The organism is Micromonospora sp. NPDC051543, assembly GCF_044454415.1.
Taxonomy (GTDB): Bacteria; Actinomycetota; Actinomycetes; order Mycobacteriales; family Micromonosporaceae; genus Micromonospora.
Genome location: NZ_JBITDT010000007.1, coordinates 95,717 through 119,602, shown reverse-complemented (window position 1 = coordinate 119,602; position 23,886 = coordinate 95,717). Strand labels below are relative to the sequence as shown.

24 protein-coding genes are annotated in these 23,886 nt (G+C 71.7%); 9 read left to right on the top strand and 15 right to left on the bottom strand.

What is annotated here, in order from left to right:
- Positions 1–133 precede the first annotated feature (133 nt).
- Positions 134–1,675, top strand: a complete 1,542-nt coding sequence (locus ACIA3K_RS14745; RefSeq protein ID WP_396801456.1) for a SulP family inorganic anion transporter — start codon at positions 134–136, stop codon at positions 1,673–1,675.
- Positions 1,676–1,779: 104 nt separating this feature from the next.
- Here ACIA3K_RS14745 and ACIA3K_RS14740 read toward each other — a convergent pair whose 3' ends face one another.
- The 3 genes from ACIA3K_RS14740 to ACIA3K_RS14730 all read right to left on the bottom strand — a co-directional run bounded on the left by ACIA3K_RS14740 (position 1,780) and on the right by ACIA3K_RS14730 (position 3,815).
- The gene (locus tag ACIA3K_RS14740) at positions 1,780–2,745 is read right to left on the bottom strand and encodes an N-acetylmuramoyl-L-alanine amidase (protein WP_396801455.1); all 966 of its coding nucleotides are present in this window, start codon (positions 2,743–2,745) and stop codon (positions 1,780–1,782) included.
- Complete coding sequence (locus ACIA3K_RS14735; RefSeq protein ID WP_396801453.1) at positions 2,745–2,900, bottom strand: hypothetical protein; 156 nt, start codon at positions 2,898–2,900, stop codon at positions 2,745–2,747. Before ACIA3K_RS14735 ends, ACIA3K_RS14740 begins: the two co-directional genes overlap by 1 nt.
- A gap of 126 nt (positions 2,901–3,026) precedes the next feature.
- Positions 3,027–3,815, bottom strand: a complete 789-nt coding sequence (locus tag ACIA3K_RS14730) for an aldo/keto reductase (protein ID WP_396801452.1) — start codon at positions 3,813–3,815, stop codon at positions 3,027–3,029.
- A 94-nt stretch (positions 3,816–3,909) separates the two neighbouring features.
- On the opposite strand from ACIA3K_RS14730, the gene ACIA3K_RS14725 reads away from it, so the two are divergent.
- The gene (locus ACIA3K_RS14725) at positions 3,910–4,959 is read left to right on the top strand and encodes a DNA polymerase ligase N-terminal domain-containing protein (protein ID WP_396801450.1); all 1,050 of its coding nucleotides are present in this window, start codon (positions 3,910–3,912) and stop codon (positions 4,957–4,959) included.
- A gap of 14 nt (positions 4,960–4,973) precedes the next feature.
- Positions 4,974–6,164, top strand: a complete 1,191-nt coding sequence (locus ACIA3K_RS14720) for a threonine synthase (protein ID WP_396801448.1) — start codon at positions 4,974–4,976, stop codon at positions 6,162–6,164.
- 40 nt (positions 6,165–6,204) lie between these two features.
- On the opposite strand, the gene ACIA3K_RS14715 is transcribed toward ACIA3K_RS14720, so the two are convergent.
- The 4 genes from ACIA3K_RS14715 to ACIA3K_RS14700 form a co-directional block, all read right to left on the bottom strand.
- Complete coding sequence (locus ACIA3K_RS14715; RefSeq protein ID WP_396801446.1) at positions 6,205–7,557, bottom strand: pectate lyase; 1,353 nt, start codon at positions 7,555–7,557, stop codon at positions 6,205–6,207.
- A gap of 245 nt (positions 7,558–7,802) precedes the next feature.
- Positions 7,803–9,599 carry a glycoside hydrolase family 15 protein gene (locus tag ACIA3K_RS14710; RefSeq protein WP_396801444.1) on the bottom strand — a complete coding sequence of 599 codons (1,797 nt, stop codon included), beginning with the start codon at positions 9,597–9,599 and terminating at the stop codon, positions 7,803–7,805.
- A gap of 42 nt (positions 9,600–9,641) precedes the next feature.
- A complete protein-coding gene (locus tag ACIA3K_RS14705) occupies positions 9,642–10,034 on the bottom strand; it encodes a cupin domain-containing protein (protein ID WP_355051904.1) in 393 nt (130 codons plus the stop codon).
- A gap of 321 nt (positions 10,035–10,355) precedes the next feature.
- Positions 10,356–11,249: a sulfotransferase domain-containing protein gene (locus ACIA3K_RS14700; protein ID WP_396801442.1), complete on the bottom strand. Its 894-nt coding sequence runs from the start codon at positions 11,247–11,249 to the stop codon at positions 10,356–10,358.
- Positions 11,250–11,341: 92 nt separating this feature from the next.
- Here ACIA3K_RS14700 and ACIA3K_RS14695 point away from each other — a divergent pair, with 92 nt between their 5' ends.
- The gene (locus ACIA3K_RS14695) at positions 11,342–12,412 is read left to right on the top strand and encodes a hypothetical protein (protein ID WP_396801440.1); all 1,071 of its coding nucleotides are present in this window, start codon (positions 11,342–11,344) and stop codon (positions 12,410–12,412) included.
- Positions 12,413–12,418: 6 nt separating this feature from the next.
- Here ACIA3K_RS14695 and ACIA3K_RS14690 read toward each other — a convergent pair whose 3' ends face one another.
- Complete coding sequence (locus ACIA3K_RS14690) at positions 12,419–12,700, bottom strand: adhesin (RefSeq protein ID WP_396801438.1); 282 nt, start codon at positions 12,698–12,700, stop codon at positions 12,419–12,421.
- 273 nt (positions 12,701–12,973) lie between these two features.
- Between ACIA3K_RS14690 and ACIA3K_RS14685 the strand changes: the two genes are divergently transcribed.
- Positions 12,974–13,708: an MIP/aquaporin family protein gene (locus ACIA3K_RS14685; RefSeq protein ID WP_396801436.1), complete on the top strand. Its 735-nt coding sequence runs from the start codon at positions 12,974–12,976 to the stop codon at positions 13,706–13,708.
- Positions 13,709–13,759: 51 nt separating this feature from the next.
- On the top strand, positions 13,760–15,343 hold the full coding sequence (gene dacB, locus ACIA3K_RS14680) for a D-alanyl-D-alanine carboxypeptidase/D-alanyl-D-alanine-endopeptidase (RefSeq protein ID WP_396801434.1): 1,584 nt from the start codon (positions 13,760–13,762) through the stop codon (positions 15,341–15,343).
- 12 nt (positions 15,344–15,355) lie between these two features.
- On the opposite strand, the gene ACIA3K_RS14675 is transcribed toward dacB, so the two are convergent.
- The 3 genes from ACIA3K_RS14675 to ACIA3K_RS14665 all read right to left on the bottom strand — a co-directional run bounded on the left by ACIA3K_RS14675 (position 15,356) and on the right by ACIA3K_RS14665 (position 17,501).
- Positions 15,356–15,679 carry a hypothetical protein gene (locus ACIA3K_RS14675; RefSeq protein ID WP_355051910.1) on the bottom strand — a complete coding sequence of 108 codons (324 nt, stop codon included), beginning with the start codon at positions 15,677–15,679 and terminating at the stop codon, positions 15,356–15,358.
- Positions 15,680–15,765: 86 nt separating this feature from the next.
- Positions 15,766–16,731: a hypothetical protein gene (locus tag ACIA3K_RS14670; protein ID WP_396801432.1), complete on the bottom strand. Its 966-nt coding sequence runs from the start codon at positions 16,729–16,731 to the stop codon at positions 15,766–15,768.
- 176 nt (positions 16,732–16,907) lie between these two features.
- On the bottom strand, positions 16,908–17,501 hold the full coding sequence (locus ACIA3K_RS14665; RefSeq protein WP_396801430.1) for a pentapeptide repeat-containing protein: 594 nt from the start codon (positions 17,499–17,501) through the stop codon (positions 16,908–16,910).
- Between the two features lie 83 nt (positions 17,502–17,584).
- Between ACIA3K_RS14665 and ACIA3K_RS14660 the strand changes: the two genes are divergently transcribed.
- A complete protein-coding gene (locus ACIA3K_RS14660; protein ID WP_396801428.1) occupies positions 17,585–18,817 on the top strand; it encodes a serine hydrolase domain-containing protein in 1,233 nt (410 codons plus the stop codon).
- Positions 18,818–18,863: 46 nt separating this feature from the next.
- On the opposite strand, the gene ACIA3K_RS14655 is transcribed toward ACIA3K_RS14660, so the two are convergent.
- Complete coding sequence (locus ACIA3K_RS14655; RefSeq protein ID WP_396801427.1) at positions 18,864–19,910, bottom strand: hypothetical protein; 1,047 nt, start codon at positions 19,908–19,910, stop codon at positions 18,864–18,866.
- Positions 19,911–20,043: 133 nt separating this feature from the next.
- On the opposite strand from ACIA3K_RS14655, the gene ACIA3K_RS14650 reads away from it, so the two are divergent.
- Positions 20,044–20,685, top strand: a complete 642-nt coding sequence (locus tag ACIA3K_RS14650; RefSeq protein WP_396801426.1) for an NAD(P)-dependent oxidoreductase — start codon at positions 20,044–20,046, stop codon at positions 20,683–20,685.
- Between the two features lie 282 nt (positions 20,686–20,967).
- On the opposite strand, the gene ACIA3K_RS14645 is transcribed toward ACIA3K_RS14650, so the two are convergent.
- Together ACIA3K_RS14645 and ACIA3K_RS14640 are read right to left on the bottom strand one after the other, a co-directional pair.
- Complete coding sequence (locus ACIA3K_RS14645) at positions 20,968–21,432, bottom strand: PPOX class F420-dependent oxidoreductase (protein ID WP_396801425.1); 465 nt, start codon at positions 21,430–21,432, stop codon at positions 20,968–20,970.
- 45 nt (positions 21,433–21,477) lie between these two features.
- Positions 21,478–22,116: a DUF6642 family protein gene (locus ACIA3K_RS14640; protein WP_007456059.1), complete on the bottom strand. Its 639-nt coding sequence runs from the start codon at positions 22,114–22,116 to the stop codon at positions 21,478–21,480.
- Positions 22,117–22,420: 304 nt separating this feature from the next.
- On the opposite strand from ACIA3K_RS14640, the gene ACIA3K_RS14635 reads away from it, so the two are divergent.
- Positions 22,421–23,209 (top strand): D-Ala-D-Ala carboxypeptidase family metallohydrolase, encoded by a 789-nt coding sequence (locus ACIA3K_RS14635; RefSeq protein WP_396801423.1) that lies wholly within the window; start codon positions 22,421–22,423, stop codon positions 23,207–23,209.
- A 112-nt stretch (positions 23,210–23,321) separates the two neighbouring features.
- On the opposite strand, the gene ACIA3K_RS14630 is transcribed toward ACIA3K_RS14635, so the two are convergent.
- Positions 23,322–23,813 carry a hypothetical protein gene (locus tag ACIA3K_RS14630; protein ID WP_355051918.1) on the bottom strand — a complete coding sequence of 164 codons (492 nt, stop codon included), beginning with the start codon at positions 23,811–23,813 and terminating at the stop codon, positions 23,322–23,324.
- Positions 23,814–23,886 lie beyond the last annotated feature (73 nt).

The following is a 23,886-nucleotide window of genomic DNA, read 5'->3' as shown; positions in this document are numbered from 1 at the left end:
GCGTGTGGTGGTCGTCTTCCGCGACGCTCGATCCGCGGGCTGGTACGCCGGCTGCGCCCCCCCCCCGTCCGTATTGCGGGTGAAAGAATCAGGCTTAACTATGCATTAATATTATCTCGGTAGCTTTCCGAGGATGTCGGCTTTAGCGTCATTTAGGCACGATATCCCTTCGTCGATCGTGGTCTTCCTGATCGCCATCCCGTTGTCCCTGGGCATCGCCGCCGCCTCCGGAGCACCGCTGCTGGCCGGGCTGATCGCCGCCGTCGTGGGCGGGGTGGTCGCCGGCGCGCTCAGCGGCGCGCCCCTTCAGGTCAGCGGGCCGGCGGCCGGGCTCACCGTGATCGTCGCGGGCACCATCGCCGAGTTCGGTTTCGCCGGCACCGCCGCGATCGTGACCGTCGCCGGGCTGCTGCAGATCGTGCTGGGCGTCACCCGCCTCGGGCGGGCCGCGCTCGCGCTGTCACCGACGGTCGTACACGGAATGCTGGCCGGCATCGGCCTGGTCATCGCGTTGAGCCAGGTGCACGTCGCGCTCGGCGGCGCATCCCAGAGCTCCGCGTGGGCGAACCTGCGTGACCTGCCCGGCCAGGTCGCCGACCACCACAGCGTGTCCGTGCTGCTCGGCGCGCTGACCATCGGGCTGTTGCTGATCTGGTCACGCCTGGTCAAGACCACCATGCTGCCGGCGACCCTGGTGGCGGTGGTGGTCACCACCGTGGTGGCGACGGTCCTCGGCGCCGACGTGGAGCGGGTGAATCTGCCCGCCAACCCGTTGAGCGCGCTCGCCCTCCCCCGCTGGCCCGACTCGCCTCCCTGGGAGGTCCTCCCGGCAGTCGTCACCATCGCCCTGGTGGCGAGCGTGGAATCTCTGCTCTCGGCGGTGGCCGTCGACCGCATGCACCACGGCCCACGCGCGAACCTCGATCGGGAGCTCATCGCCCAGGGAGCCGCGAACGCCGTTTCCGGAACGCTCGGCGGCCTCCCGGTGACCGGCGTCATCGTGCGCAGCTCGGCCAACGTCGCCGCCGGGGCACGCACCCGGGCGTCGGCCATCCTGCACGGCGTCTGGATCGCCGGGTTCGTGCTGGCCGGCTCCGTGCTGCTGGAGATGATCCCGATGGCCGCCCTCGCCGCCGTTCTCGTGGTGGTCGGCCTGCGGTTGGTGAGCCTCGCCCAGATCCGTACGTACGCCCGGCACCGGGAACTGCCCGTCTACGTGGTCACCGCGGTCGGCGTGGCCGCGACGGACCTGCTGATCGGGGTCGGGCTGGGCATGGCGACGGCGGCGCTGTTCATGTTGTGGCGGTTGGCCCGCTGCGACATCCACGTCACCGAGCCGAGGCCCGGCGCCTGGCACGTGTCGATCACCGGAACGCTCGCCTTCGTCGCCTGCGGACGGCTCACCCGCCGACTCGCCGCCCTGCCCCCGGGGCAGCACGTCGAAGTCGAGCTGCACCTCGATTATCTCGACCACGGCGCCTACGAGACCATCCGCGACTGGCAGGTGTCCTACACGCGGTCCGGTGGCAGCGCGCAGGTCAGCGAGGTGCACGGTTCGTGGCTCCATCGGGCGGGCACCGACGGGCTCGGCACCGGCAAACGCACCACTCTCTGCGCGACTCGGGGTCGTCGGTCTGCGGATGCGCAGGGGCCGGCCCCGCACCCGTCGGGGTGATGGTCCACTCGGGATCCTGGACGTCGGGGCGTCCTCGCACGAGGGACACCCCGACATCCGGAAAGTCGAGTCGATCAAGCCGGGGCGGAGCGCGTTAGAACGGGTCAGACCCGGGTGAGGCGTACGGCGTCGGCGATGACCAGGCCCGTCGCGTTGCTCCACCGGCTCACCGCCACCCGGTTGGCGTCCCCGGCGGGCAGGGTGAACGTGCCGAGAACGCGCCACTGCCCGCCGGTCGCCCGCTGGTCGACGTAGACCGTGCGGTTGCCGGTGGTGGTGGCGACGATGTACGGGGTGGCGCTGTTGTAGCCGCTGTTCGTCGGCCACCACGCGTCCACCCGGTAGTTGCCGGTCGCCGGGACGTTGAACCGGTACCAGGCCGGGTCGCTGGCCGCGACGGGATCGGCGTAGCGGTAGTCGGCGCCGTACCGCTGGGTGGAGAACGTCGACACACCCCAGTTGGCGCTGGCGGTGAAGCGCCCGGAGGTCGCGTTGTCCACGATCGACGACCAGGCCGTGCTGCCGCCGGCCATCTTCGCGGCGACGTCGGCGCGCATCACGTTCAGGTCGATGAAGGACGGGTCGATCTTGCCGGTGGTACTGGTCTCCCGGTGACCGCGGGCGTAGCTGCTGTCCCGACCCAGCCGAGTGAGCACGGCGGCCGTGGCGGCGATCGACGCGTTGTACTGCGCGGTCGTCATCTGCTGGTCGACGCCGTTGTAGTCGATCTCCCACCCGATCATCAGCGTGTTGCCGTCGCCTGCGGGGATGGGCCCGCTGCCGCCGCTGACCCCGGCGTGGTTGCAGCGGCCGGCGGAGATCACGTGGAAGACCCCGTTGTAGTCGACGAGGGCCTGACAGAGCGGGCCGGCCAGGTCGGAGCGGCCGTTGATGCAGATGCCCAGCGCCGGGTGCGGGTTGCTGGCGCTGGAGGTCGAGGCCGTGTGGTGCCAGAGCACCCCGATCGGGTCGAAGGAGCCCGGCCGCATCCGGTTGAGCCAGTCGCCCTCGACGACGACCTGGACCCCGGCGGCGCGCAGCACGTCCACCAGCCATCCAATCGTGGCCATCAGGACTCTCCGAGCAGGTCGGCGAGGCACTCCGGGGCCTTCGGCGCGGCACTCGCCGGGGCGGGCCGGACCACGACGGTCAGGGCGGCGGCCACCAGGGCGGGGATGCCGAGCACCCCACGGCGGCGCAGACGGATGGACGGTGGTCGGGCCATGGCGATCCTCCAACTGAGGCGGGTGGGGAACGGATCGACGGACGTGATGACGGCACGCTATACCGTCACGTGTGTCGATGTCGATACCCTTCACCTGCCGGCCACGACTTGAAGGAATTCGCCGCCTCAGGCGTCGCCGAGCGCGTCGATGTCGCGCATCTCCTCCGCCGTCAGCGAGAAGTGGAAGACGTCGAAGTTCGCGCTGATCCGCTCGGGCGTGACCGACTTCGGAATCGCGACGATCTCGTGGTCGATGTGCCAGCGCAGCACCACCTGCGCCGGGGAGACACCGTGCGCGGCGGCGATCCGGACCAGCACCGGATCACCGAGATCGCTGGTCTTGAACGGGCTGTACCCCTCCAGCACCACCCCCCGGTCCCGGTGCTCGGCGTGCCGCTGCCGGTCGTACAGCGCGGGACTCCACTCGATCTGGTTGACCGCGGGGTTCTCCTCGGTCGACTGGATCAGCTCGTCGATCTGGACCGTGCTGTAGTTGCTGACGCCGATCGCCCGGGTGAGGTTCTCGTCCCGCGCGGCGATCAGCTCCCGCCAGAGCGGGATGCTGTCCGCTGGCGAGGACGGCGGCCAGTGGATCAGCCAGAGGTCGATCTGGTCGACGCCGAGCGCCTCCAGGCTGGCCTCCAGCGTGGCGCGCTCCTGGCCCACCCGGTTCGCCGGGAGCTTGGTGGTGAGAAAGACGTCCTCCCGACGCAGCCCACTCTCCCGGACCGCCCGACCCACCTCCCGCTCGTTGCCGTACACGGTGGCGGTGTCGAGGTGCCGGTAGCCGGTGTCGAGCGCGGCCAGCACGGCGTCGTAGCCCACCTGGCCGGTGGCCTGCCAGGTGCCGAAGCCGAGCAGGGGCATTCGCACGTCACCTGGAAGCAGGGCGGTGGGCTGGTCGCGGAGGTCCATGGAATCCGTTCTACCCCGCCGCACGCCCGGCCGCCGAGTGAACCGGACACTCCGGCGGCCAGCGCAAGGGCCCGTTCTGCCGGAGAATACGGGTGTGACGGACCGGCTGGACGAGTACCGACGCCGGCGCGACGCGGCCCGTACGCCGGAGCCCGTGCCACGGGCGACGCCCCGGCCGGCCGGCGACGACGGCGACCGCGCCCGCTTCGTCATCCAGCAGCACCACGCCCGTAGCCTGCACTGGGACCTGCGGTTGGAGCACGAGGGCGTGCTCGCGTCCTGGGCGGTGCCGCGTGGCCTGCCCCGCGACCCGGGCCGCAACCACCTCGCCGTCCATACCGAGGACCACCCGATGGAGTACCTCGACTTCGCCGGCGAGATCCCGGCCGGCGAGTACGGGGGCGGCCGGATGATCATCCACGACCGGGGCACGTACCGCTGCGAGAAGTGGCGCGACGACGAGGTCATCGTGACGCTCTCCGGCGCGCGCACCGAGGGCCGGTACGCGCTGTTCGCCACCGGCGGCCGGGACTGGATGATCCGCCGCACCGACCCCGCGCCGCCGGGCTGGACGCCGATGCCCGAGCTGGTCCGCCCGATGCACGCCACGCCCGCCGCCGGGCTGCCGCGCGACGCCGACAAATGGGGGTACGAGCTGCGTTGGGACGGGATCCGCGCGGTGGCGTACGTCTCCGGCGGGCGGTTACGGCTGCTCTCCGAGACCGACGAGGAGATCACCGGCGGATACCCGTGGCTGCGCGCGATGGCCGAGGCCCTGGCGCCGACCGAGGCGGTGCTCGACGGCGTGCTGGTGCGCATCGACGGCTCGGGTCGGGTGCGTCCGGCACGCCCGACCAGCGGGGGCCGGGTGCCGACCGGCGCGCAGTTCCTCCTTGTCGACCTGCTGTGGTTGGAGGGCGTGAGCAGCGTCGACGTCCCGTACGCGCAACGCCGGGAACTGCTCGATGGACTGGCGTTGGCCGGTACGCACTGGCAGACTCCGCCGTGGTTCTCCGGTGCCGGCGACGAGGCCCTGCGTACCGGGCGGGAGCAGGGGCTGCCCGGTGTGGTCGCCAAGCGGCTCGACTCGGTCTACGAGCCGGGCGTACGCAGTCGGCACTGGCTGAGTGTCGACGCGGCCTGACGGCGAGGAGCGACGTGTACCTGACCCACCTGGACTGCCCGCGCTGCGGCCTGGAGTACGCCGCCGACGAGGTGCAGAACCTCTGCGACTGCGGTTCGCCGCTGCTGGCCCGGTACGACCTGCCGGCGGTCGCGAAGGTGGTCACCCCGGAGCGCTTCGGCCTGCGCCCAGCCGACCTGTGGCGGTACCGGGAGCTGCTGCCGGTCGCCGACCCCCGGCACGTCACCACGCTCGGCGAGGGCTGGACGCCGCTGCTGCGCGCTCCCTCGTACGGCGCGGAGATCGGCATCGCGGACCTGATGGTCAAGGACGAGGGGCTGATCCCGACCGGCTCGTTCAAGGCGCGTGGCGCGGCGGTCGGCGTGAGCCGGGCCCGCGAGCTGGGCGTCAAGCGGATCGCGATGCCCACCAACGGCAACGCCGGGTCGGCCTGGGCAACCTACGCGGCGCGCGCCGGAATGGGCGCCACGATCGTCATGCCGTTGGCGGCGCCGACCATCTGCCGGCGCGAGTGCGTGGCCGCCGGCGCCGATCTGCGCCTGGTGGACGGGCTGATCAGCGACGCGGGCCGACGGGTGGCCGAGCTGGTCGCCGAGTCGGACGGCGCGATCTTCGACGCCGGCACGCTGCGCGAGCCCTACCGGCTCGAGGGCAAGAAGACGATGGGGTACGAGATCGTCGAGCAGCTCGGCTGGCAGGCCCCCGACGTGATCATCTATCCGACGGGTGGCGGGGTCGGCCTCATCGGCATCCACAAGGCGCTGCACGAGATGCGCGAGCTGGGCTGGGTCGGCGACAAGCTGCCCCGGCTGGTGGCGGTGCAGTCGACCGGCTGCGCGCCGATCGTGCGGGCCTTCGCCGCCGGTGAGTCCCGGGCCCGCCCGTGGGAGGACGCGCACACGGTGGCGTTCGGCATCACCGTGCCGTCGCCGCTGGGTGACGAGCTGATCCTGGCGGCGTTGCGGGCGTCCGCCGGCACCGCCGTCGCCGTCGACGACGCCGAGATCCTGACCGACCTGCGGGACTTCGCGGCCCGGGAGGGGCTGCTGCTCTGCCCGGAGGGCGCGGCCTGCCTGACGGCGGCACGCCAGCTACGCGCCGGCGGCTGGATCCGGGCCGGGGAACGGGTGGTGGTGCTCAACACCGGCGCGGGCCTGAAGTATCCGGAGACGGTCGACGTCTCCGGCGTACCCGTGCTGGCCTGAGCCGGCATCCCGCGCGGCGCGGGATGCCGGCGTGCCGCGCCTACCGGTAGGTGATGTCGGACGGCGAGTAGAGGCAGTTGACGCCGTCGGCGCCCGCACCGATCTTGGTCGGTTCGCTGCCCTTGGGTACGCCCTTGTACTTGACGCAGATCGAGGTCTCCCGGTCGGGATCGCCGACGATGGTGATGCGGCTGAAGCGGGCGGTGTCGCCCCAGTTGGTGTTGATGCCGGCGATCGTGTCGGTGTCGCGGACGACCACGTTGTCGATCACCACGTGCCGCTGGTACGAGGTGGAGCAGTTGCCACAGGCGCGGTAGAGCTTCCCGGCGTTCTCCACCTGGAAGTTCCTGATGTGGACCGTGCCCGAACCGTTGTGCTGGAAGACCTTGTCGCTGGCGGACCGCGCGCCGCCGCCGTCGACCGTGTACGTGGTGCCGCCCCGGAAGGTGGCCGCGTCCTCGCCCACGTCCTCCCACCAGACGTTGACCAGGGTGCAGTCGCCCTCGCAGTGCACGCCGTCACCGGCCGGCGCGCCGATGATCACGTTGCGCAGGGTGGCGCCGGCGGCCAGCTCGAACATCGGGTCCTGACTCTCGCTCTGCCCACCGTCGCCGATGCCGTAGTAGCGCCTCAGCCCTCCGTCGAAGGTGCCGGACACCGGGATCGTCGCGTCCACCTTCTGGCTGCTGGTGGGCGTCGGCCACCCGGAGGGTGGTGGGGCGGTCGGGCTCGATGTGGCGGGCGGCGGCGTGCTGGTGGCCGGCGGTGTGGTCGGGGTGCCGCCGCCGGAGGAGTCCACGACCACGTCGTCGAAGCCGCCGCTGGCGTACGCGGTGACCAGGCCGATCCGTCCGGCGCCGGCCAGGCTGCTGCTGCCGGAGGCGATCTGCGCGCCGTTGACGAAGCCGCGGATGGTGCTGCCGTTGACCTCGACGCGCAGGGTGTACCAGGTGCCGGTGGTGACGCCGAGGGGGGCCGAGCCGATAGCCGTGACGCTGCTGCCGTTGACGGCCTGGAGTTCGGCCCGGCCGGAGCCGAGCAGGGCGAGACGATACATCCTGGTGCTGCTGGTGGAGCGGGCGGCGAGCCCGACCAGGGCGCTGGACGAGCCGAAGCTCCCCGGCCGGACGCGGGCCTGCACGGCGTAGTCGGTCCACCCGGTGTCGCCGGCGAACTGTCGGGCCAGTTCGCTGCCCGCGTTGGACTGCTGGAACACCCCCGCGCCGTCGACCGCCCAGGCGCCACCGGACTTGGACCAGCCGGAGGCGTCGCCGTCGCTGAAGGTGTCGGTGAAGATGGTGGCCGCGAAGGCCGAGGTCATGCTGGCGGCGAGGGCCGCCACGGTCACGCCGGCGCACACCGCCAGCACCAGTGGTCGTCGTCTCCTGTGCACGGTTGTCCTCCTTGACGCGTGTGGTGGTGATCCCGGGACGCGGACGCGCGGGGACGTGCCGGCACGGCGCGCTGACGCGAGAGCGGGATCGGTGTGCCCCGTCGGACGCCCGGATCCGACAGCGGGGTAAAGCGGGATGAAAGCCGTGGGAAAGGGCTTTCCCGTCTCTCCGAGGCTAGGACTGCGCACATATCAGCGTCAATGCCTGACGCTTGCAGGTCTGTTGCAGGATTTCGGCGCCGGAATCAGAAGCTGTTCGGCTCGGTCAGCCGCCAGGCCGCGTTGATCAGCCCGATGTGGGACAGCGCCTGCGGCATGTTGCCGAGCTGCGCCCCGGTGGTCAGGTCGATCTGCTCGCTGAACAGGCCCACGTCGTTGGCGCGACCCACCACGCGCTCGAACAACTCCTCGGCCCGCCGCGGCTCACCCGCCATCGCCAGACACTCCACCAGCCAGAACGAGCACAGCAGGAAGCCGGCGGGGTCGGTCGTCCAGCGCCGGACGAGGCCGTCCTCCGTGCCCAACTCACGCTCCACCATCTCGATGGTCGAGCGCATCCGGGGATCGGTCGCCGGCAGGAAGTGCGCCACCGGCAGGGCGAGCACCGAGGCGTCCAGCTCGGCCGAGCCGAACGAGCCGGTGAACGCGCCGATCCGGTCGTTCCAGCCTTCGCGCAGCACCGTCTCACGTATCTCGTCGCGGATGCCGGTCCAGCGGCGTGGGTCGGCCCGCTCACCGAGCCGGTCGGCGAGCCCCACCGCCCGATCCATGGCCAACCAGCAGGAGACCTTCGAGGAGAGGTAGTGCCGCTCGTCGTCCCGGGTCTCCCAGATGCCCCGGTCCGGCAGGTGCCAGGTCGCGGCCACCTGCTCGGTCAGGCCGAGGACCATCTCCCGCAGCTCCGACTCGAACGTCGCGCCGAGGTAGTCGCGCAGCCGCCACACCGCCGACAGCACCTCACCCGGCACGTCGAGCTGCCGCTGCTTCCAGGCGTCGTTGCCGACGCGCACCGGGCGACTGTCGTGGTATCCGCGCAGGTGGTTGCAGTGGTGCTCGGAGAGGTCGCGTTCACCCTCCAACCCGAAGAGCACCGGCACCGGCTCGTCGCCGAACTGACCGATCGACCGGGCCACCCAGGCGAACAGCCGCGACGTCTCGTCCGGACAGGCGGCCACCCAGAGCGCCCGCATCGTCAGCGAGAAGTCCCGCAACCAGGAGTACCGGTAGTCGTAGTTGCGGTCACCGCCGATCTGCTCCGGCAACGAGCTGGTCAACGCCGCCGCCACCGCGCCACTGCGGGCGTACGTGAGGCCGGTCAGCACGGTCGCGCTGTGCCGCACCAGCTCCGGGTACCGGCCCGAGTACGTGTGCGTGTCCCGGAACGCCTCCCAGGCCCGTGTCGTGTCGGCGAGGGCGGTCAGCGGGTCCATCTGGACCGGTGGCTTGCCGTACGTCTGCCCGAACGCCACGTCGATCCCCACCACCTGACCGGAGGAGACCTCGAACTCGTGGGTCACCCGGTCCCGGCCCGCCCGCAGCGGCATGCCCCCGGCCCGCAGCACCAGCCCCACCGGGCCGGCATCGGCCACCACCGCGCCGTCGGGCTGCTCGTGCAGGTACGGCGTGAGCAGGCCGTACTCCGGGCGGGGGGCGAAGTCCAGTGCCATCCGTACCCGCCCGGACAGGCCCTCGACCACGCGGACGAGTACGGCGGGCGAGTTCATGCCCAACTCGTGCGCGCGGGCACCGGGCTCGGCGGCGAGCGCGTCCGTCACCGCCACGCTGCCGTGCGGCGTGTGGTGCACCGTCCGCAGGATGAGCGTGTCCGGTCGGTAGGCGCGCTCGACCCGGTAACCGGGGCCACCGGCGTCGGCCGGCGCCAACCGGAAGTGCCCGCCGTCCGGGTCGAGCAGCCTGCCGAAGACGGAGGCGCCGTCGAACCGGTGCGGACACCACCAGTCGATCGAGCCGTCGACACCGACAAGCGCTCCGGAACGGGAGTCCGAGAGGAACCCGTAGTCGGAGATCGGCGGCTGCGTCACCAGCCGGGCGTACCCGGATCGGCCCGATTCAGGCCAACGCCGTCACGCGGTCGGCGGTTCGTCCTCGCCGGCCTCCTCGGCCCGGTCGGCCTCCTCCTTGGTGTGGTGCACCGCCTGGTCGGCGTGCTCCGGAGGGCCGTAGACGGTGTAGAGCACCAGCGGATTCGGACCGGTGTTGACGAAGTTGTGCTTCGTGCCGGACGGGACGACGACCAGGTCACCCGCGACGACCTCCCGCTTCTCGCCGGCGACCCGGGCCTCACCCGTCCCGCTGACGAACGTCAGGATCTGGTCGATGCCCTCGTGCACCTCCTCGCCGATCTCCCCGCCCGGCGGAATCGTCATGATCACCAACTGGGTGTGCTCGCCGGTCCACAGCACCCGCCGAAAGTCCGGGCTCTTCTCGGCGACGGTCGCGATCGTGAAATGCTCCATGGCCCGCTCATACCCCGTTCGGTCACGCGTCACGCCGGGACTGGCAGATGGTGGAATTCCCCACGGTCGGCAGGTTTGGATCCGCCCCGAGCGGGGATCGACAACGCTGACCGGCGCGAACGGCCGGTCGAGCCAGGTCCCCGCTGGCGTACCGCCGAACGGCTGCGGTGGTGGGAGACGGCCAGAGCGCGGCGACGTTGCGATCACGATCGCAGCGGCGCCGCGCGCTCGTTTCCGCGTACGGCGTCGCGGGGTGCGCCGCCAGCGTCGCGGTACGTCGCAGATGTCGCGGGGTACGCCGCCAGCGTCGCGGTGTACGTCTCAGATGTCGCGGTGCAGCCAGGCGAGCAGGTCGGGCGGGGTCAGCGCCCGCGCCCGCCGCTCGTAGCGGGCCAGCGCAGTCGAGTCGAGCAGGTCACGCCCCTGCCCCGAGCCGCCGCGCCGGAAGAACGCCTGACGGTCCCGCAAGACGCCGAGCGTGTCCGGGGCGAGTTGGTCGGCGCGTTCGCGCATCCGGTCGAACGTGGCCGCCTCGACCAGTGCGGGCCACCGTCCGGCGGGCACCTCGACACCCCAGCGGTCGGCCAGCAGTCGCATCTGTGCGCCCAGGTCGGCGCGGAGGTCGTCGTAGTGCACCAGCGCGATGTTCGGCTCGTGCCGGCGGGCCCAGGCGTCGCGCAGGTGCCAGAACACCCCGGGCAGCGAGTCCAGCTCGACGCGCGGGTCGACCTCGTGGTCGACCCAGCTCGCCAGCCATTGCCCGAGCGATGGACGGTCACGCGGCGGTCCCGCCGGCGCGGGTTGGCCGGTCAGCTCCGCGACTCGGGTCCGGTCCAGGTTTCCCGCCTGGTGGTAGAGGGAGACGGCCATGTCCAGTGGATGCCGCGCCACCACCACATAGTGCGCCCGAGGATCGAGCGGTACCCCGTCCAGCGGGGTGTGCGTCTTGATGAACCGGCGGTGCGGCTGCGCGGCCAACCGCTCGTACACCACGTCCCGGGGCTCGCCCAACCAGTCCAGCCAGGGCGACAACTCGGACAGCGGCGCCGGCAGCTCCGGACTGCCCAGCACCAGCAGCGCGCAGATCATCTGCATCCAGGTGGTGCCGCTCTTGGAGCGGGTGCTGATCACGATGTCGCCGTCGCGAAACGGAAAGCCGAGCCAGCGGGCGCTGTCCTCGTCGGTGGAGCGGTAACGGTACGGCGACGCGGACATCGGGCGAGCGTAGTCGCCGAACCGACAGCCAGGCAGCGGATTTTCGGTACCAGAAAGTGGGGAGGCATGCGAATGCCTGACTAGATTGAAGTATGGTGCCCGCCCACGGGGGCCGGGCGCTGGAGCCGGTCTACCGCCCCATCCTCGCCAGCCGCCGACGCGGCGAGCTGGAAGCCCTCACCCACCTCGATCCCGCAGCCGCCCCGCTCGTCGCGCCGATCCTGGAGGTCGACGCCGTCGACCGTTCCACGAGGGACGGCCTGCGCCGACTACCGGTCGGCCTGCTGCCGGCCGTCGACGTGACCGCCCAGGCCGACTCGGTCGACACGGAGTTGGTCCGGTGGGGCGTACCGCTGATCCCGGTCATCGGCCTCGCGGAGAGTGAGCGGCGGCTCGTCGCGCACGGCGCGGCGGCCCGGGCCTACGCCCGACGGGCGCTGATCCGGGTGCGGGTCGCGCACGACCGGGCGGGCCCGGACGCGGACACGACCGCCGTCGAGCGGATCTGGCGGTACACCGGCCTCGCGCCGGAGGAGTGCGACCTGCTGGTGGACGCGGGTGACGTCTGCTGCCCGGCCGACGTACGGGTGGCCGAGCCCCGGGTACGGCGGCTGCTGGACTGGGCCCGTCGCCACGCCTGGCGCTCGGCGACGGTGGCGGCGGGCGGCATGCCGCCGACGCTGTCCCGGTTGCCCACCGACGAGCCGGTCCGGTTGGAACGCTGGGACTGGCAGCTCTGGCAGCGGCTGGCCGACGTCGGAGTCGACTACGGCGACTACGGCGTCGGTTCGGCGCTGCCCGACTCGGGAGACCCCGCCGACCGGCTACCCACCGTGCGGTACACCGCCGACGACGGCTGGTGGGTCTACCGCTGGTCGCGCCGGGGCGGCCGGGGCGACGACCGCTTCGCCGACCTGTGCCGAACGCTGGTGACGGCACCGCACTGGTCGGGCGTCGGCGCGGCGTTCTCCTGGGGCGACCACGAGCTGCTGCGCCGCGCACGGCGAGGAGCCGGGGCCGGCTCCGCCGCCAACTGGACGGCCTGGAGCACGTCGCACCATGTGGCGCACGTGCTCGCCGCACTGCTGCGACCCGACGACCCCGACCGGTCGGGTTGGGACTCCCGGCCGGGGCCACCGCAGCGGGGGCGACCGCCCCGGTGAGCGCCCCTACTGCTTCTCGGTGAAGCCGAACTGGATGATGCCCTCGTCGTCGACGGTGGCGTCCACCGCGGCGTCGCCGAGCAGTTCGGCGGCGTCCGGGTCGAGGAAGATCCGCGCGCCCTGGTTGTCGACGACCTGGTCACCCTGCTCCGGCTCGGGCACCAGCTCCACGGTGAGCGATCCGGCGTCGGTGTCGGCGGCGATCCGCACGCCACCGTCCTGGGCCACGTCCTGCTGGTTGGCGAGGTCGCGGATGACGAGCACAGCGTTGTCGGTCATGGTGAGCATTGGTGGAACTCCTCGTGGTTTCTCGGCTCGCGGTCGCTTCTCGCGCAGAGGCGGACGAACGGCCCGCGTACGAGCACGCGTGGGAGGCGACGGGAGATACGGACGGTCATCGCCGTCGCGTCGAATCGGGGCGACTGACGGCCCCTTCCAGCCCACGGTGCCCGCTACCGAGCGATACGTCAAATAGAGCCGGATCAGTCCCGCTCTCGCTTCCGCGCTGGTCACGGCGCTGTTTTGCCCACCTGCGAGCGGAACTATCCTTACGCTGGGTGAATGATGGATGACGCCCGCCGTGCGGCTGCCGAATTCCTCGGCACGCTGCTGCTGGTCTTCTTCGGCGTAGGCGCCGCCGTCGCCGCGCGGGTCCAGGGCGGCGTGGTGGTCGTCGCGCTGGCCTTCGGGTTCGTCATGCTGGCCCTCGTCTACACGATCGGCCCGCTCTCCGGCAGCCACGTCAATCCGGCGGTGACGCTCGGCGTCCTGCTCTCCGGCAAGATCTCGGTGATCGGCGCCGTCGCCTACTGGATCGCCCAGTTCGCCGGAGCGACCGTGGCCGGCTTCCTGCTCTGGGCACTGACCCGGTGGGGTGACGTCGCGGACCAGACCGGGGCGCTGGGCTCGAACGGGTACGGCGCGCACATCAACCGGGGTGGCGCGGCCGTACTGGAGATCGTGCTGACGTTCCTCTTCGTCCTGGTCGTGCTCGTCGTGACCAGTCGCAGCGAGAACCCCGGCATCGCGGGAGTTGCCATCGGTCTGGCCCTGGCCGCGACCCAACTCGTCGGCGTGACGCTGACCGGCGCGGCGGTCAACCCGGCCCGCGCCTTCGGTCCGGCCGTCTTCGAGGGCGGGGTGGCGCTCCGCCAACTCTGGGTGTTCATCGTCTTTCCGCTGCTCGGTGGGGCGCTCGCCGCGTTGGTGGCACCGCTGGTGATGGGCGGACAACGGCACTACTGGGGCGGCCACGAACGGTCGCTCGGCCGCCCGGGACATCGCGAAGGGCAATAACCTTCGTACGAGAGTCTTCTCCGGCGATTATCTTCATGGCAGCATCGGCGCATGCATCGTCGTCTCTTTCCGCGCGCCGTCGCCCTGCTCGCGCTGGTCGCCGCCGTGGCCACCGTGGGCGCGTCCGGCGCCACCGCCGAGTCGCCCACCCCCGCGACGACCCGACTGCGCGCCACCATCGACGCGATCCTCGCCGACAGCCGGCTGGCCGGCGCACAGACGTCGGTGGTCGTCGTCGACACCAGCACCGGGCAGACCCTCTACGACCGCAACGGTGACCGGCGGCTGATCCCGGCCTCCAACACCAAGCTGCTGACCTCGACCGCCGCTCTGGGGCTGCTCGGTCCCGGCCACCACTTCCGCACCGACGTGCAGACCACCGGCCCGCGCCGCGGCGGGCTGCTCTCCGGCGATCTCTACCTGCGCGGCGGCGGCGATCCGACCATGCTGGCGGCCGACTACGACGCGCTCGCCGCGCAGGTCGCCGCCGCCGGTGTCCGGGTCGTCACCGGCAACCTGGTGGCCGACGACACCCGCTACGACCGCGCCCGGTTGGGCCCGGACTGGACGTGGGACGACGAGCCCTACTACTACGCGGCGCAGGTCTCCGCGCTGACCGTCGCCCCGGACACCGACTACGACGCGGGCACCGTGATCGTGCACGCCGCGCCGGCCGACCGGACCGGCGCCCGGCCGGTGGTCACCACCACACCACCCACCAGCTACGTCCGCATCGACAACCGGGCCGAGACGGTCAGCGAGGGCGAGACCTCGATCTCCATCGAGCGTGCGCACGGCGGCAACACGGTCGTGGTGACCGGCCAGATCGCCGTCGGCGACGAGCCCACCAGCGACTGGGTGACCGTCTGGGAGCCCACCGGCCTCGCGGCCGAGGTCTTCCGGGCGGCGCTGCGTCGGCACGGCGTACGGGTGCTCGGCCGGACCGTGCTCGGCGAGCCCACGCCGGAGACGGCCAACCCGGTGGCCAGACACGACTCGATGAGCCTGGGTGAGCTGATGACGCCCTTCCTCAAGCTCTCCAACAACGGGCACGCCGAGGTGCTGACCAAGGAGATCGGCCGGGTGCTCTCCGGCACCGGCACCTGGTCCGCCGGTCTCACCGGGATCAGCGAGTACGTCGCCGACACCGGAATGGACACCGGAACGCTGCGCCAGCGCGACGGCTCGGGCCTGTCCCGCCGCGACCTGGTGCCAGCGGCGGAGTTCGTCGACCTTCTGGCCGCCGTGCGAGCCCAGCCCTGGTTCCCCACCTGGTACGCGGCGCTGCCCATCGCGGGGCAACCGGAGCGGTTCGTCGGCGGCACGCTGCGCAGCCGGATGGCCGGCACCCCGGCGGCGGGCAACGTCCACGCCAAGACCGGCAGCCTGACCGGCGTATCGGGGCTGTCCGGCTACGTCACCAGCGCCGACGGCCACCTGCTCGCGTTCTCCATCCTGCTCAACAACTACCTGACGGCGTCGGTGAAGGCGCTGGAGGACCAGATCGCGGTGACGCTGGCCGGCCACCGCGAGGACGGCGCGAGCACGGCCCGGGTCGCAGCGCCCGAGGTGCCCCAGGCTCCGCGTACGCCGGAGGGTGTGGAGTGCTCCTGGGTCAAGCCGATCACCTGCTGATCAGCAGGCGGGTCAGGCGGGTCGCTTCGGTGTGGGGGGTACCGCCGCGGGGTCGCCGCGCTCGATGAGCGCGGCGATCTCGGCGGCGTGCAGGCCGCGGAGCGTCAACACCCGGGTGCCCCACCGGTGCAGCCGGCACGGGTGGGGGCTGGCGTCGTTGCGACAGACCACCCCACCGGACCAGCGCCGGGGCGCGTGTACCACCACCGCGCGTACCGCGAACTGGGCATCCTCGCCCGTCACGTACGGCGGCAGGGGGATGTCGCGGAGCACCTCCGGCTCGTCGACGCCGGGAGAGACGGCAGGACGGACGCGGTGGGCGGTACTGCTGCTCATCTGAGCTGCCTCCACAGTGGAAGGTGGACGGGGACAGCAGAAAGTTACGTCGTCACCGACGGAGGGCGACGGACAAACTGTCCCGCTCAGCGCAGCGCGACGGCTTGGAGGCCGACGTTCCCGCAGTGCTCGGTGTAGACCTTCTCGACCGTCCAGCTCACCACCAGCCGGGCGTCCTTCGGCGCCGCGAACCGGATGACGAACTGGGCGCTCTGACTGGTGTACGGGTCCTCCAGGCGGAGGGTGCTGACCGGCCCGCCCGTCGACAACCGCACGTCGAGCCGGCCACGCGCCATCCAGATTCCGGCGTACACCTGCACCGTGCGCGGCGCACCGCTGCCGACGACCGTCAGGCTGAACCCGTTGCCCACGCCGCAGGTGTAGACACCGTCGGAGCTGCCCCGGTCCCACCGGTCGGGCGCGCCGTCGGACCAGCGGACGACCTCCTGGTTGCCGTCCCAGCCGATCCGGCGACCCTTTCCGCCCCCGTCGACGATCTCCCCGGAGCCGGACTGCTTGCGGACCGTCGAGTTGCCGCCGCCCGGCCCCCAGTGCATCCAGTCCCGGGTACCCACGGCGGTCAGGTCGACCTCGGCGGGCACCTCGGCGCGGGTCACCGACAGCAGCGACGCGGCCGGCTTCTCCGACACCGGGGTGGGTGGGCTGGTCGACGGGGTCGGCTCGGGTGAGGGTGGCCGCTGCCGGGGCCGCAGACCCGGCAGCGCCGGGCCGGCCTCGCCGGTACGTCCGTCCGCGCCCGGCAGGCCCGTCGGACGGGCGGCACCGGCGGGCACGCCGCCCGGGCCGCCGACCGTCGCGTCACCCGAATCCGGGCCGGACCGCGAACCGAGGTACGCCACGAGCACCACGAGGCAGACGACCGCGCCGACCCCTTCCAGCGCCCAACGCCGCCGCTGGCGGGCGCGGGCGAGCCGGCGCAGCGCTCGGTGACTCAGTCCGGCCGCGGCGGATCGCGGCCGGTGCGACGCGGGTCGCGTGGCCGGCTCGTCCCCGGCCCGCGAACCATCCCGCGTACGGTCCTCGTCCGCCACCGACTCCTCCACGTTGCCGCCCGACCGCCACCGCACGGGACGGATCGACCGTCCACTGTGTCTCGTTCACGATTGCACCGGCGTGGTCGACACGCTAAATCGGGACAGCATGACGTGTCCAGTCCGGATCGGGACGGTATGGGGCGGCCGTCTCACCGTCCGGTGGTCACCCCGGGTCAGCCGATGCGGAAGCCGAGCGCCTGCGCGATGACGAGAGCCTGCTCGGCGTCCACGAGCGCGCCGGCTCGCTCGACCGACGTCGGGTCGAGCGCGGTGAGATCACTGCGCCGCAGGTCGGCGCCGCCGAGGCGGCAGCGCTGGAGTTGCGCCCCGGAGAGGTCGACGCCGGTCACGGTGGCGCCGGTGAGGTTCGCCCCGGTCAGGTCGGCCTCGCGCATCCGCACGTCGGTCAGCCGGACGGCACGCAGGTCCGCGCCGGGTAGCGCGACGAACGACCAGTCGCCGCCGTCGACGCGCAACGGGCGCAGCTCGCACTGGACGAAGGTGCTGCCCACCAGCTTGCAGCCGGTGAACTCGGCCTCGAAGAAGTTGCAGCGCTTGAAGGCGCAGCGGGTGAACGCGGAGTCGAGGTGCCGGGACGCGTTGAACCGCACGTTGCCGAACGTGCATCCGGTGAAGACCGCGCCCCGGGTGACCGCCTCGGTCAGGTCCACGTCGAAGAACTCGCAGGCGACGAAGTGACGGTCGGCCAACTCCTCGCCGTACCAGTCCTCGTTGCGGAAGGTCACGTCCTCGGTCAACTCCGGCATTCGGCCAGGCTAGTGCCGCCGACCGACACCACCGGGAACCCGCCCCTTCCGGTAGCGGCGTACCGGCGAGTAGTTTCGGCGGCGTGAGTGTGGCGCGGAGCAAGGACCCGGATGAGATCGGCTTCGACCCGGAACGGCTGGCCCGGATCGACGAACACTTCGGCAGGTACGTCGACGACGGCCGGCTCGCCGGGTGGCAGGTGGTGGTCACCCGCCGCGGCGAGGTGGCGCACTCCTCGACGTACGGCCTGCGGGACCGCGAGTCGGGTGCGCCGGTCGGGGCGGACACGCTCTGGCGCATCTACTCGATGACCAAGCCGATCACCTCGGTCGCGGCGATGATGCTGTGGGAGGAGGGCCGCTTCGAGCTGACCGACGAGATCAGCCGCTGGCTGCCCGAGTTCGCCGACCTGCGGGTCTATTCGAAGGGCTCGACGCTCAAGCCGTACACGGTGCCGGCGACCGAGCCGATCCGGGTCTGGCACCTGCTCACCCACACGGCCGGCCTGACGTACGGCTTCATGCAGACGTCGGTGGTCGACGGGCTCTACCGGGCCGCCGGCTACGACATGTACCCGCCGGCGGGCGTCGACCTGGCCACGGCCTGCGCGGCCTTCGCCGAGTTCCCCCTGCTCTTCGAGCCCGGCACGGCCTGGGGTTACTCGGTCGCCACCGACGTGCTCGGTCGGCTGGTCGAGGTGATCTCCGGGCAGAGCCTCGACGCCTTCTTCGCCGACCGGATCTTCGCCCCGCTGGGCATGACGGACACCCGCTGGTGGGTGGAGGGCGACGAGGCCGAACGACTGGCCGCGCTCTACGCGCCGGATCCGCGCACCGGGCAGGCGTTCCGCTACGACCGGCTCGGCGCTCTGGCACACCACAAGCCCGCCTTGTTCTCCGGTGGCGGCGGCCTGATCTCCAGCGCCGCCGACTACCACCGCTTCACCCAGATGCTGCTGCGTGGCGGCGAGTTGGACGGCGTACGTCTGCTCGGGCCACGCACGGTGCGTTTCATGGCCCGCAACCACCTGCCCGGCGGGCAGGACCTGGGCACCCTGTCCACCGGCGGCTTCGCCGAGAGCACCCTGGACGGGGTCGGCTTCGGCCTCGGCTTCGCGGTCGTCGAGGACCCGATTCCGAGCCGGGTGCCGAGCAGCGTCGGTGAGTACTACTGGGGCGGGGTCGCCAGCACCGCCTTCTGGGTGGACCCCACCGAGGAGATCACCGCGATGCTCTTCACCCAGCTCCTGCCGTCGAGCACCCATCCCCTCCGCTCCCAGCTGCGCCAACTCGTCTACGCCGCCCTCATCGACTGAGGGTGTGGGGTCCGTCGCCCACGGCTGACGGACCCCACACCGCAGCTCAACCGAGCTGCTGCGCCTGGAGCGCGCGGATCTTCGCGGGCTTGCTGACGGAGAGGTTCGAGATCAGGTACGCCCGCACGCTGCCGTCGGGGAACACCGCCCACAGGTCGGCCACACCGTCGGCGTTCAGGTCGGCGGCGAGGAGACTGCTGACTGCCACGCCGGTGTTCCAGCCCGAGGCGAGCCGATACTGGGTGTAGGCGAGCGCGCCGGTCCCGTCGCCGTTGTCGGTCATCGTCACGCCCTGCCACAGGTACAGGTCGCCGGTCGTGGCGTTGCGCAGGACCAGGGCCACGCCCGACGCCAACTGGGTGCTGGCCAGGGTCCAGTTCTGCCAGTCACTGCCGCCGGTCGGGGTGGCGGTGTTCAACGAGACTCGGAAGTAGAGTCCCGCCGCCCAGACGCTCGGGTAGTAGGACAGTCGGTAGCCGTTCGTCGTGTCGCCGACGATTCCGATCAGGTCAGGGATGTAGTCGCCGACCCCGTCCGCCACGTACCCGTTGACGAGCTGGATCGGGGAGTTGTCGTGGTCGTCGGCCAGGAATTCGCGCGCGAGGCTGACGTTGGCGTTGTAGGGCCTGGACATCGTACCGTCGCCGAGACCCTTGATGATGACGCCGCCACCGGCGTTGTCGCCACCCGGGTAGTAGGCCAGGAAGTCCTGGTTGGCGGTGCCCCAGAACGTGCCGGTGATCATCTGGGCGCCGTCGAAGTCGGCCGGCGATTCGTTGCCGGTGACGCCGTTGCCGTAGATGCCGATGTTCACGGCAGGGACCTTCACCCGGCCGGTGCCGACGCCGGTGGTCGCGTTGATCCGGCCCCGCGCTGTCCAGACGCCGGAGTCGAGGCCCGTCGTGGTGCCGCCGGCGGTCACCAGGTCCGGTACGCCGTCACCGTTGAGGTCCTTGTCGACCGGGCCGGCGACGGCGGTGGTCGGCGTGTTGACCGGTGCGGCCTGGGCCGGCAGGGCTGGGACGACGGCGAGCGCCAGGGTGGCCGGCACCGTCCAGGCGAGCAGCCGGCGACGGGCGGAGAGGTGCTTCATGGATTCCCCGTTCAGTCAATGGATCTTGTTCGGCTCACCGTAGTGGACCCATGCCAGTCGGCCGCTGCCCTGAACGCCCGACCGGGTTCGTCATAACGGCATCTCCAGGGCGAGCCGGCCCTAGCCTGGGCTGGTGAGCACCATCGTCGTGTTTGGCGCGGGCGGCACCGCCGGGTCGCGGATCGCCGCCGAGGCCGTCGACCGGGGACACCGGGTGATCGCCGCGGTCCGTCGTCCGGAGGCGACCTCGTACCTGCCGGACGGGGTGCGGACGGTCACCGGCGACGCCACCAGCGAGCGCAGTGTCCGGGACTTGGCGCCGGACGCGGACGCGCTGGTGGTGGCCATCGGCGGCGGCGAGCGCGGGCTCTGGCGCACGGCCGCCGAGACCCTGGTGACCACCCTGCGGCCCATGCCGGCCGCGCCCCGGATCATCCATCTGGGTGGCGGGTCCACCCTGCTCACCCCGCGCGGCACCCGCTTCCTCGACGAGCCGGACTTCCCCGAGCAGTACCGGGACTCGGCGATGGGCCAGGCCGACGCTCTGGACTACTACCGCAGCTCCGCCGACGGGGTGCGCTGGACCTACGTCTCGCCGCCGCCGCTGGAGTTCCACCCCGGCGACCGCACCGGGCACTACCGCACGGGCACCGATGAGCCGGTCACCGATGACCAGGGCCGGTCGGTGCTCACCTACGAGGACCTCGCGGTAGCGATCGTCGACGAGATCGAGCAACCCCGATACCTGAACACACGCTTCACCGCCGCGTACTGACCGGCGCGGCGGTCGGCGGTCGACCTACCCCTCAGCCCCTGTCGAGCTGCTCCAGATATGGGGCAGACGCCGCGAGAGGCGCAAGGAGAGCTTGCGGTAGACAGCACCGCACCCCCGCACCCTCGCACCCGGCGGATGGCGGATGGAACGGCACCGTCGTCGCCCGCCGCCCCGCATCCGGGGCAGCTCGACAGCGCACACCACCGCGACCGCCCGCCCCACATTCGGGGCAGCTCGACAGCGCAACCACCTGGCGGGTGCGAACGCGTTCGGAGCGCGCGCTCAGTCGGCGAGGCGGGCCGGGAAACCGCCGGTGGCGATCGGACCCCAGGCGTCGATGGTCACCCGGATCAGCGACTTGCCCTGGCGCACCATCGCCGCCCGGTAGTCGTCCCAGTCCGGGTGCTCGCCGGAGATGCTGCGGAAGTACTCGACCAACGGCTCCAGCGCCTCGGGCAGGTCCAGCACCTCGGCCGTGCCGTCGATCTGCACCCACGGGCCGTTCCAGTCGTCGGAGAGGACGCACGCCGAGACCCGGGGGTCGCGGCGGATGTTCGTCACCTTCGCCCGCTCGGGATACGTGGACACCACCAGCCGACCCGCGCCGTCGATGCCGGCGGAGACCGGAGAGGACTGCGGCCGCCCGTCGGCCCGGGTGGTCATCAGCACGACACGGTGTCGCGGCCGGAGGAAGTCGAGCAGGGTGTCCCGGTCGACCCGGGTGTTCTTCGCGATGCTGCGTGCCATCACTCGTTCCTACCAGGCCGGCGGCGGGTCCGCGGGCGGTGGGGGTCAGCGGGGGTCGGCGGCCGCCCGGTGCACCGCCTGGGTGGGCACGCGAGGCCGGCCGGCCGGGCGCCACGCCCGGCCGTTGGCATAGATCACCCGAAAGCCGAGGTACGAGGCGAGTGGCGCCCAGTGCGCCGAGCCCATCCGCAGTTCGGCGGCGTTGTGCCGTTGCCCGTTGGCCAGCACGTCGAGCAGGACGGTTTCGAAGGCGGCCGATTCAACCCAGTCGACGTCCCGGGTGAAACCGCAGATCAGGGCGGCGCCGGTGACCTCCAGGAACTCGCGCAGCACCGCGTCCGACGCGCGCAGCACCGAGCAGCTGCCGAAGTAGAGCCGCCGCCCCTCGCAGCGGCCGGCCATCAACTCGGCCACCTCGTTCAGCTCCACCGACTGCCAGTCGGTCAGGCAGAGCCGGCTCGGCTCGCCGTGCATGGCGAAGAAGCCGACACGGTGGTCGGCGTACTGCTTGAGCAGCCAGCGGTCCAGGAAGTAGAACAACTCGTCGCGGGTGGCGGCGTCCTTGTGAATGAAGCGGATCTTGCCGAGTCGTTCCAGCAGTTCGAGGGTGGGCAGCACGGAACCGCGTTCGTTGAGGTCACGGTGCCACTGACCCTCGACACAGAAGACGCCACCGCGTGCCACGTGCACCTCCGCCAGTTCGCCGCCCGGGCCTGACGTTACCGCCCGCCCAGCGGGGAGCAACATCACCCTGGGTGCGACCGAATGCGACGTTCGGTGCCGTTCCCGCGTTCCCGGGCCGATCGGGAGAAATGGCTGTTTCGCAAATCAGCCGAATTCACAGACGGTGCCCAGGAACGGGCTAATCATGAGGACAATTCTCGTTATTGCCGCCAACCGCACTGATCAGTGCGATGGTGGAAATCGCGGGACGTCCCGGTCGATGTCCCAGAGCCACCCCAATCGCTCTCCTACCGGGAGGACTTCTGTGCGCGTAAACACCTTGAAGCGAGTTGCTGTCGCTTTCGCCCTGGCGTTGCCCGGGGCAGCGATCGCCTCGGTGGTCGCCGCGCCGGCAGCGTACGCGGACGGCTGTTACACCTGGAACCGCAACCTCTACCAGGGGCGCTCGGGCGACGATGTCCGTCAGCTGCAGATCCGGGTCGCCGGCTGGGCCGGCTCCCGGGACATCGTCGAGAACGACGGCCGCTACGGACCGAAGACCGCCGCCGCGGTGAAGCGGTTCCAGCAGGCGTACGGGTTGCGCGCCGACGGCATCGCCGGCCCGCAGACGTACGCGAAGCTGTACCAACTTCAGGACAACGACTGCACGCCCGCGCATTTCAGCTACAACGAGCTGGACAACGGGTGCGGGGGCAGCGGGTATAGCGGCGGTCCGCTGTCGGCGGCCCAGACCAAGCAGAACGCGCTGCGCACCATGTGGAAGTTGGAGGCGTTGCGCAAGAGCCTCGGCGACAAGCCGCTGAACGTGACGAGCGGTTTCCGCAGCCGTGCCTGCAACAACCAGGTCGGCGGCGCGTCGGACAGCCAGCACCTGTACGGCCACGCGGCCGACGTCACCTCACGGACGTCGTCCCTGTGCACGGTCGCGCGGGACGCCCGTAACCACGGGTTCAGCGGGATCTACGGGCCCGGCTACCCCGACCACGACGACCACGTGCACGTCGACTCGCGGCGCGAGAACAACAGCGACAGCAGTTCGAACACGACGAACTGGTCCGCGCCGGACTGCGGGATCGGCGCTGGCAACGACTGAACCAGCCGGTCGGCGTGACGTCGGCCCGGCGCGGTGGGGAAACCCTCCGCGCCGGGCCGACGCCCTGTCGCCCCGGGCAGAGCGGGCCGAGCGGGCCGTGGGGTGACGCCGCTCAGCTCGCCCGGGGCCAGCGCGGCGCGGTGACACCGGGGCTCACCGGGCGGCTGGCAGGCGCGGGTCGTACCCCCGTGGGGGTGGCCCGCGCGGCCTGGTGTCGCGAGGGCAGTCCGGCCCGGCCGGGGGGCGGCGCCGGATAGCCGGCAGGCGTGGCCGGCCGGACGCCGGCGGGACGCGCGGACGACGGCCCGGTCGCGGTGAACGGGAACGGCACGTGCACGAACGGGTTGCCGTGCCGGATCAGCGCCTCGATCTGCCGCTCGTTGAGCCCGTGCGCCTCCAGGACCCGACGCCCCCAGCGGTGCAGGCGGCACGGGTATGACGCGCCGTCGTTGCGGCACAACGGTCCGGTCGGCCACTCCTCGGCGGTGTGTACGACCACCGCCCGGACCGCGAGCCGGACATCCTCGGGGGTCAGTGGCGCCGGCATCGGCACCTCACCCAGCACCTGGTCGATGGGATCCGTCGACTGCTCACCAACACGCACGGCAGGCCTCCCGCAGCTCGGCAGCGGTACGGCGGACTGACCGCACCGACATCCTCGGGCATTGGTACGGCCG

Bases quoted from the DNA above. Each gene is read 5' to 3' on its own strand.
- ACIA3K_RS14695 (WP_396801440.1), top strand. From the start codon at position 11,342: ATGGTGCCCGCCCACGGGGGCCGGGCGCTGGAGCCGGTCTACCGCCCC.
- ACIA3K_RS14735 (WP_396801453.1), bottom strand. From the start codon at position 2,900: ATGGCCCGACCACCGTCCATCCGTCTGCGCCGCCGTGGGGTGCTCGGC.
- ACIA3K_RS14665 (WP_396801430.1), bottom strand. From the start codon at position 17,501: ATGCCGGAGTTGACCGAGGACGTGACCTTCCGCAACGAGGACTGGTAC.
- ACIA3K_RS14745 (WP_396801456.1), top strand. From the start codon at position 134: ATGTCGGCTTTAGCGTCATTTAGGCACGATATCCCTTCGTCGATCGTG.
- ACIA3K_RS14685 (WP_396801436.1), top strand. From the start codon at position 12,974: ATGATGGATGACGCCCGCCGTGCGGCTGCCGAATTCCTCGGCACGCTG.
- dacB (WP_396801434.1), top strand. From the start codon at position 13,760: ATGCATCGTCGTCTCTTTCCGCGCGCCGTCGCCCTGCTCGCGCTGGTC.
- ACIA3K_RS14705 (WP_355051904.1), bottom strand. From the start codon at position 10,034: ATGGAGCATTTCACGATCGCGACCGTCGCCGAGAAGAGCCCGGACTTT.
- ACIA3K_RS14645 (WP_396801425.1), bottom strand. From the start codon at position 21,432: ATGGCACGCAGCATCGCGAAGAACACCCGGGTCGACCGGGACACCCTG.
- ACIA3K_RS14730 (WP_396801452.1), bottom strand. From the start codon at position 3,815: ATGGACCTCCGCGACCAGCCCACCGCCCTGCTTCCAGGTGACGTGCGA.
- ACIA3K_RS14690 (WP_396801438.1), bottom strand. From the start codon at position 12,700: ATGCTCACCATGACCGACAACGCTGTGCTCGTCATCCGCGACCTCGCC.
- ACIA3K_RS14675 (WP_355051910.1), bottom strand. From the start codon at position 15,679: ATGAGCAGCAGTACCGCCCACCGCGTCCGTCCTGCCGTCTCTCCCGGC.
- ACIA3K_RS14740 (WP_396801455.1), bottom strand. From the start codon at position 2,745: ATGGCCACGATTGGATGGCTGGTGGACGTGCTGCGCGCCGCCGGGGTC.
- ACIA3K_RS14655 (WP_396801427.1), bottom strand. From the start codon at position 19,910: ATGAAGCACCTCTCCGCCCGTCGCCGGCTGCTCGCCTGGACGGTGCCG.
- ACIA3K_RS14700 (WP_396801442.1), bottom strand. From the start codon at position 11,249: ATGTCCGCGTCGCCGTACCGTTACCGCTCCACCGACGAGGACAGCGCC.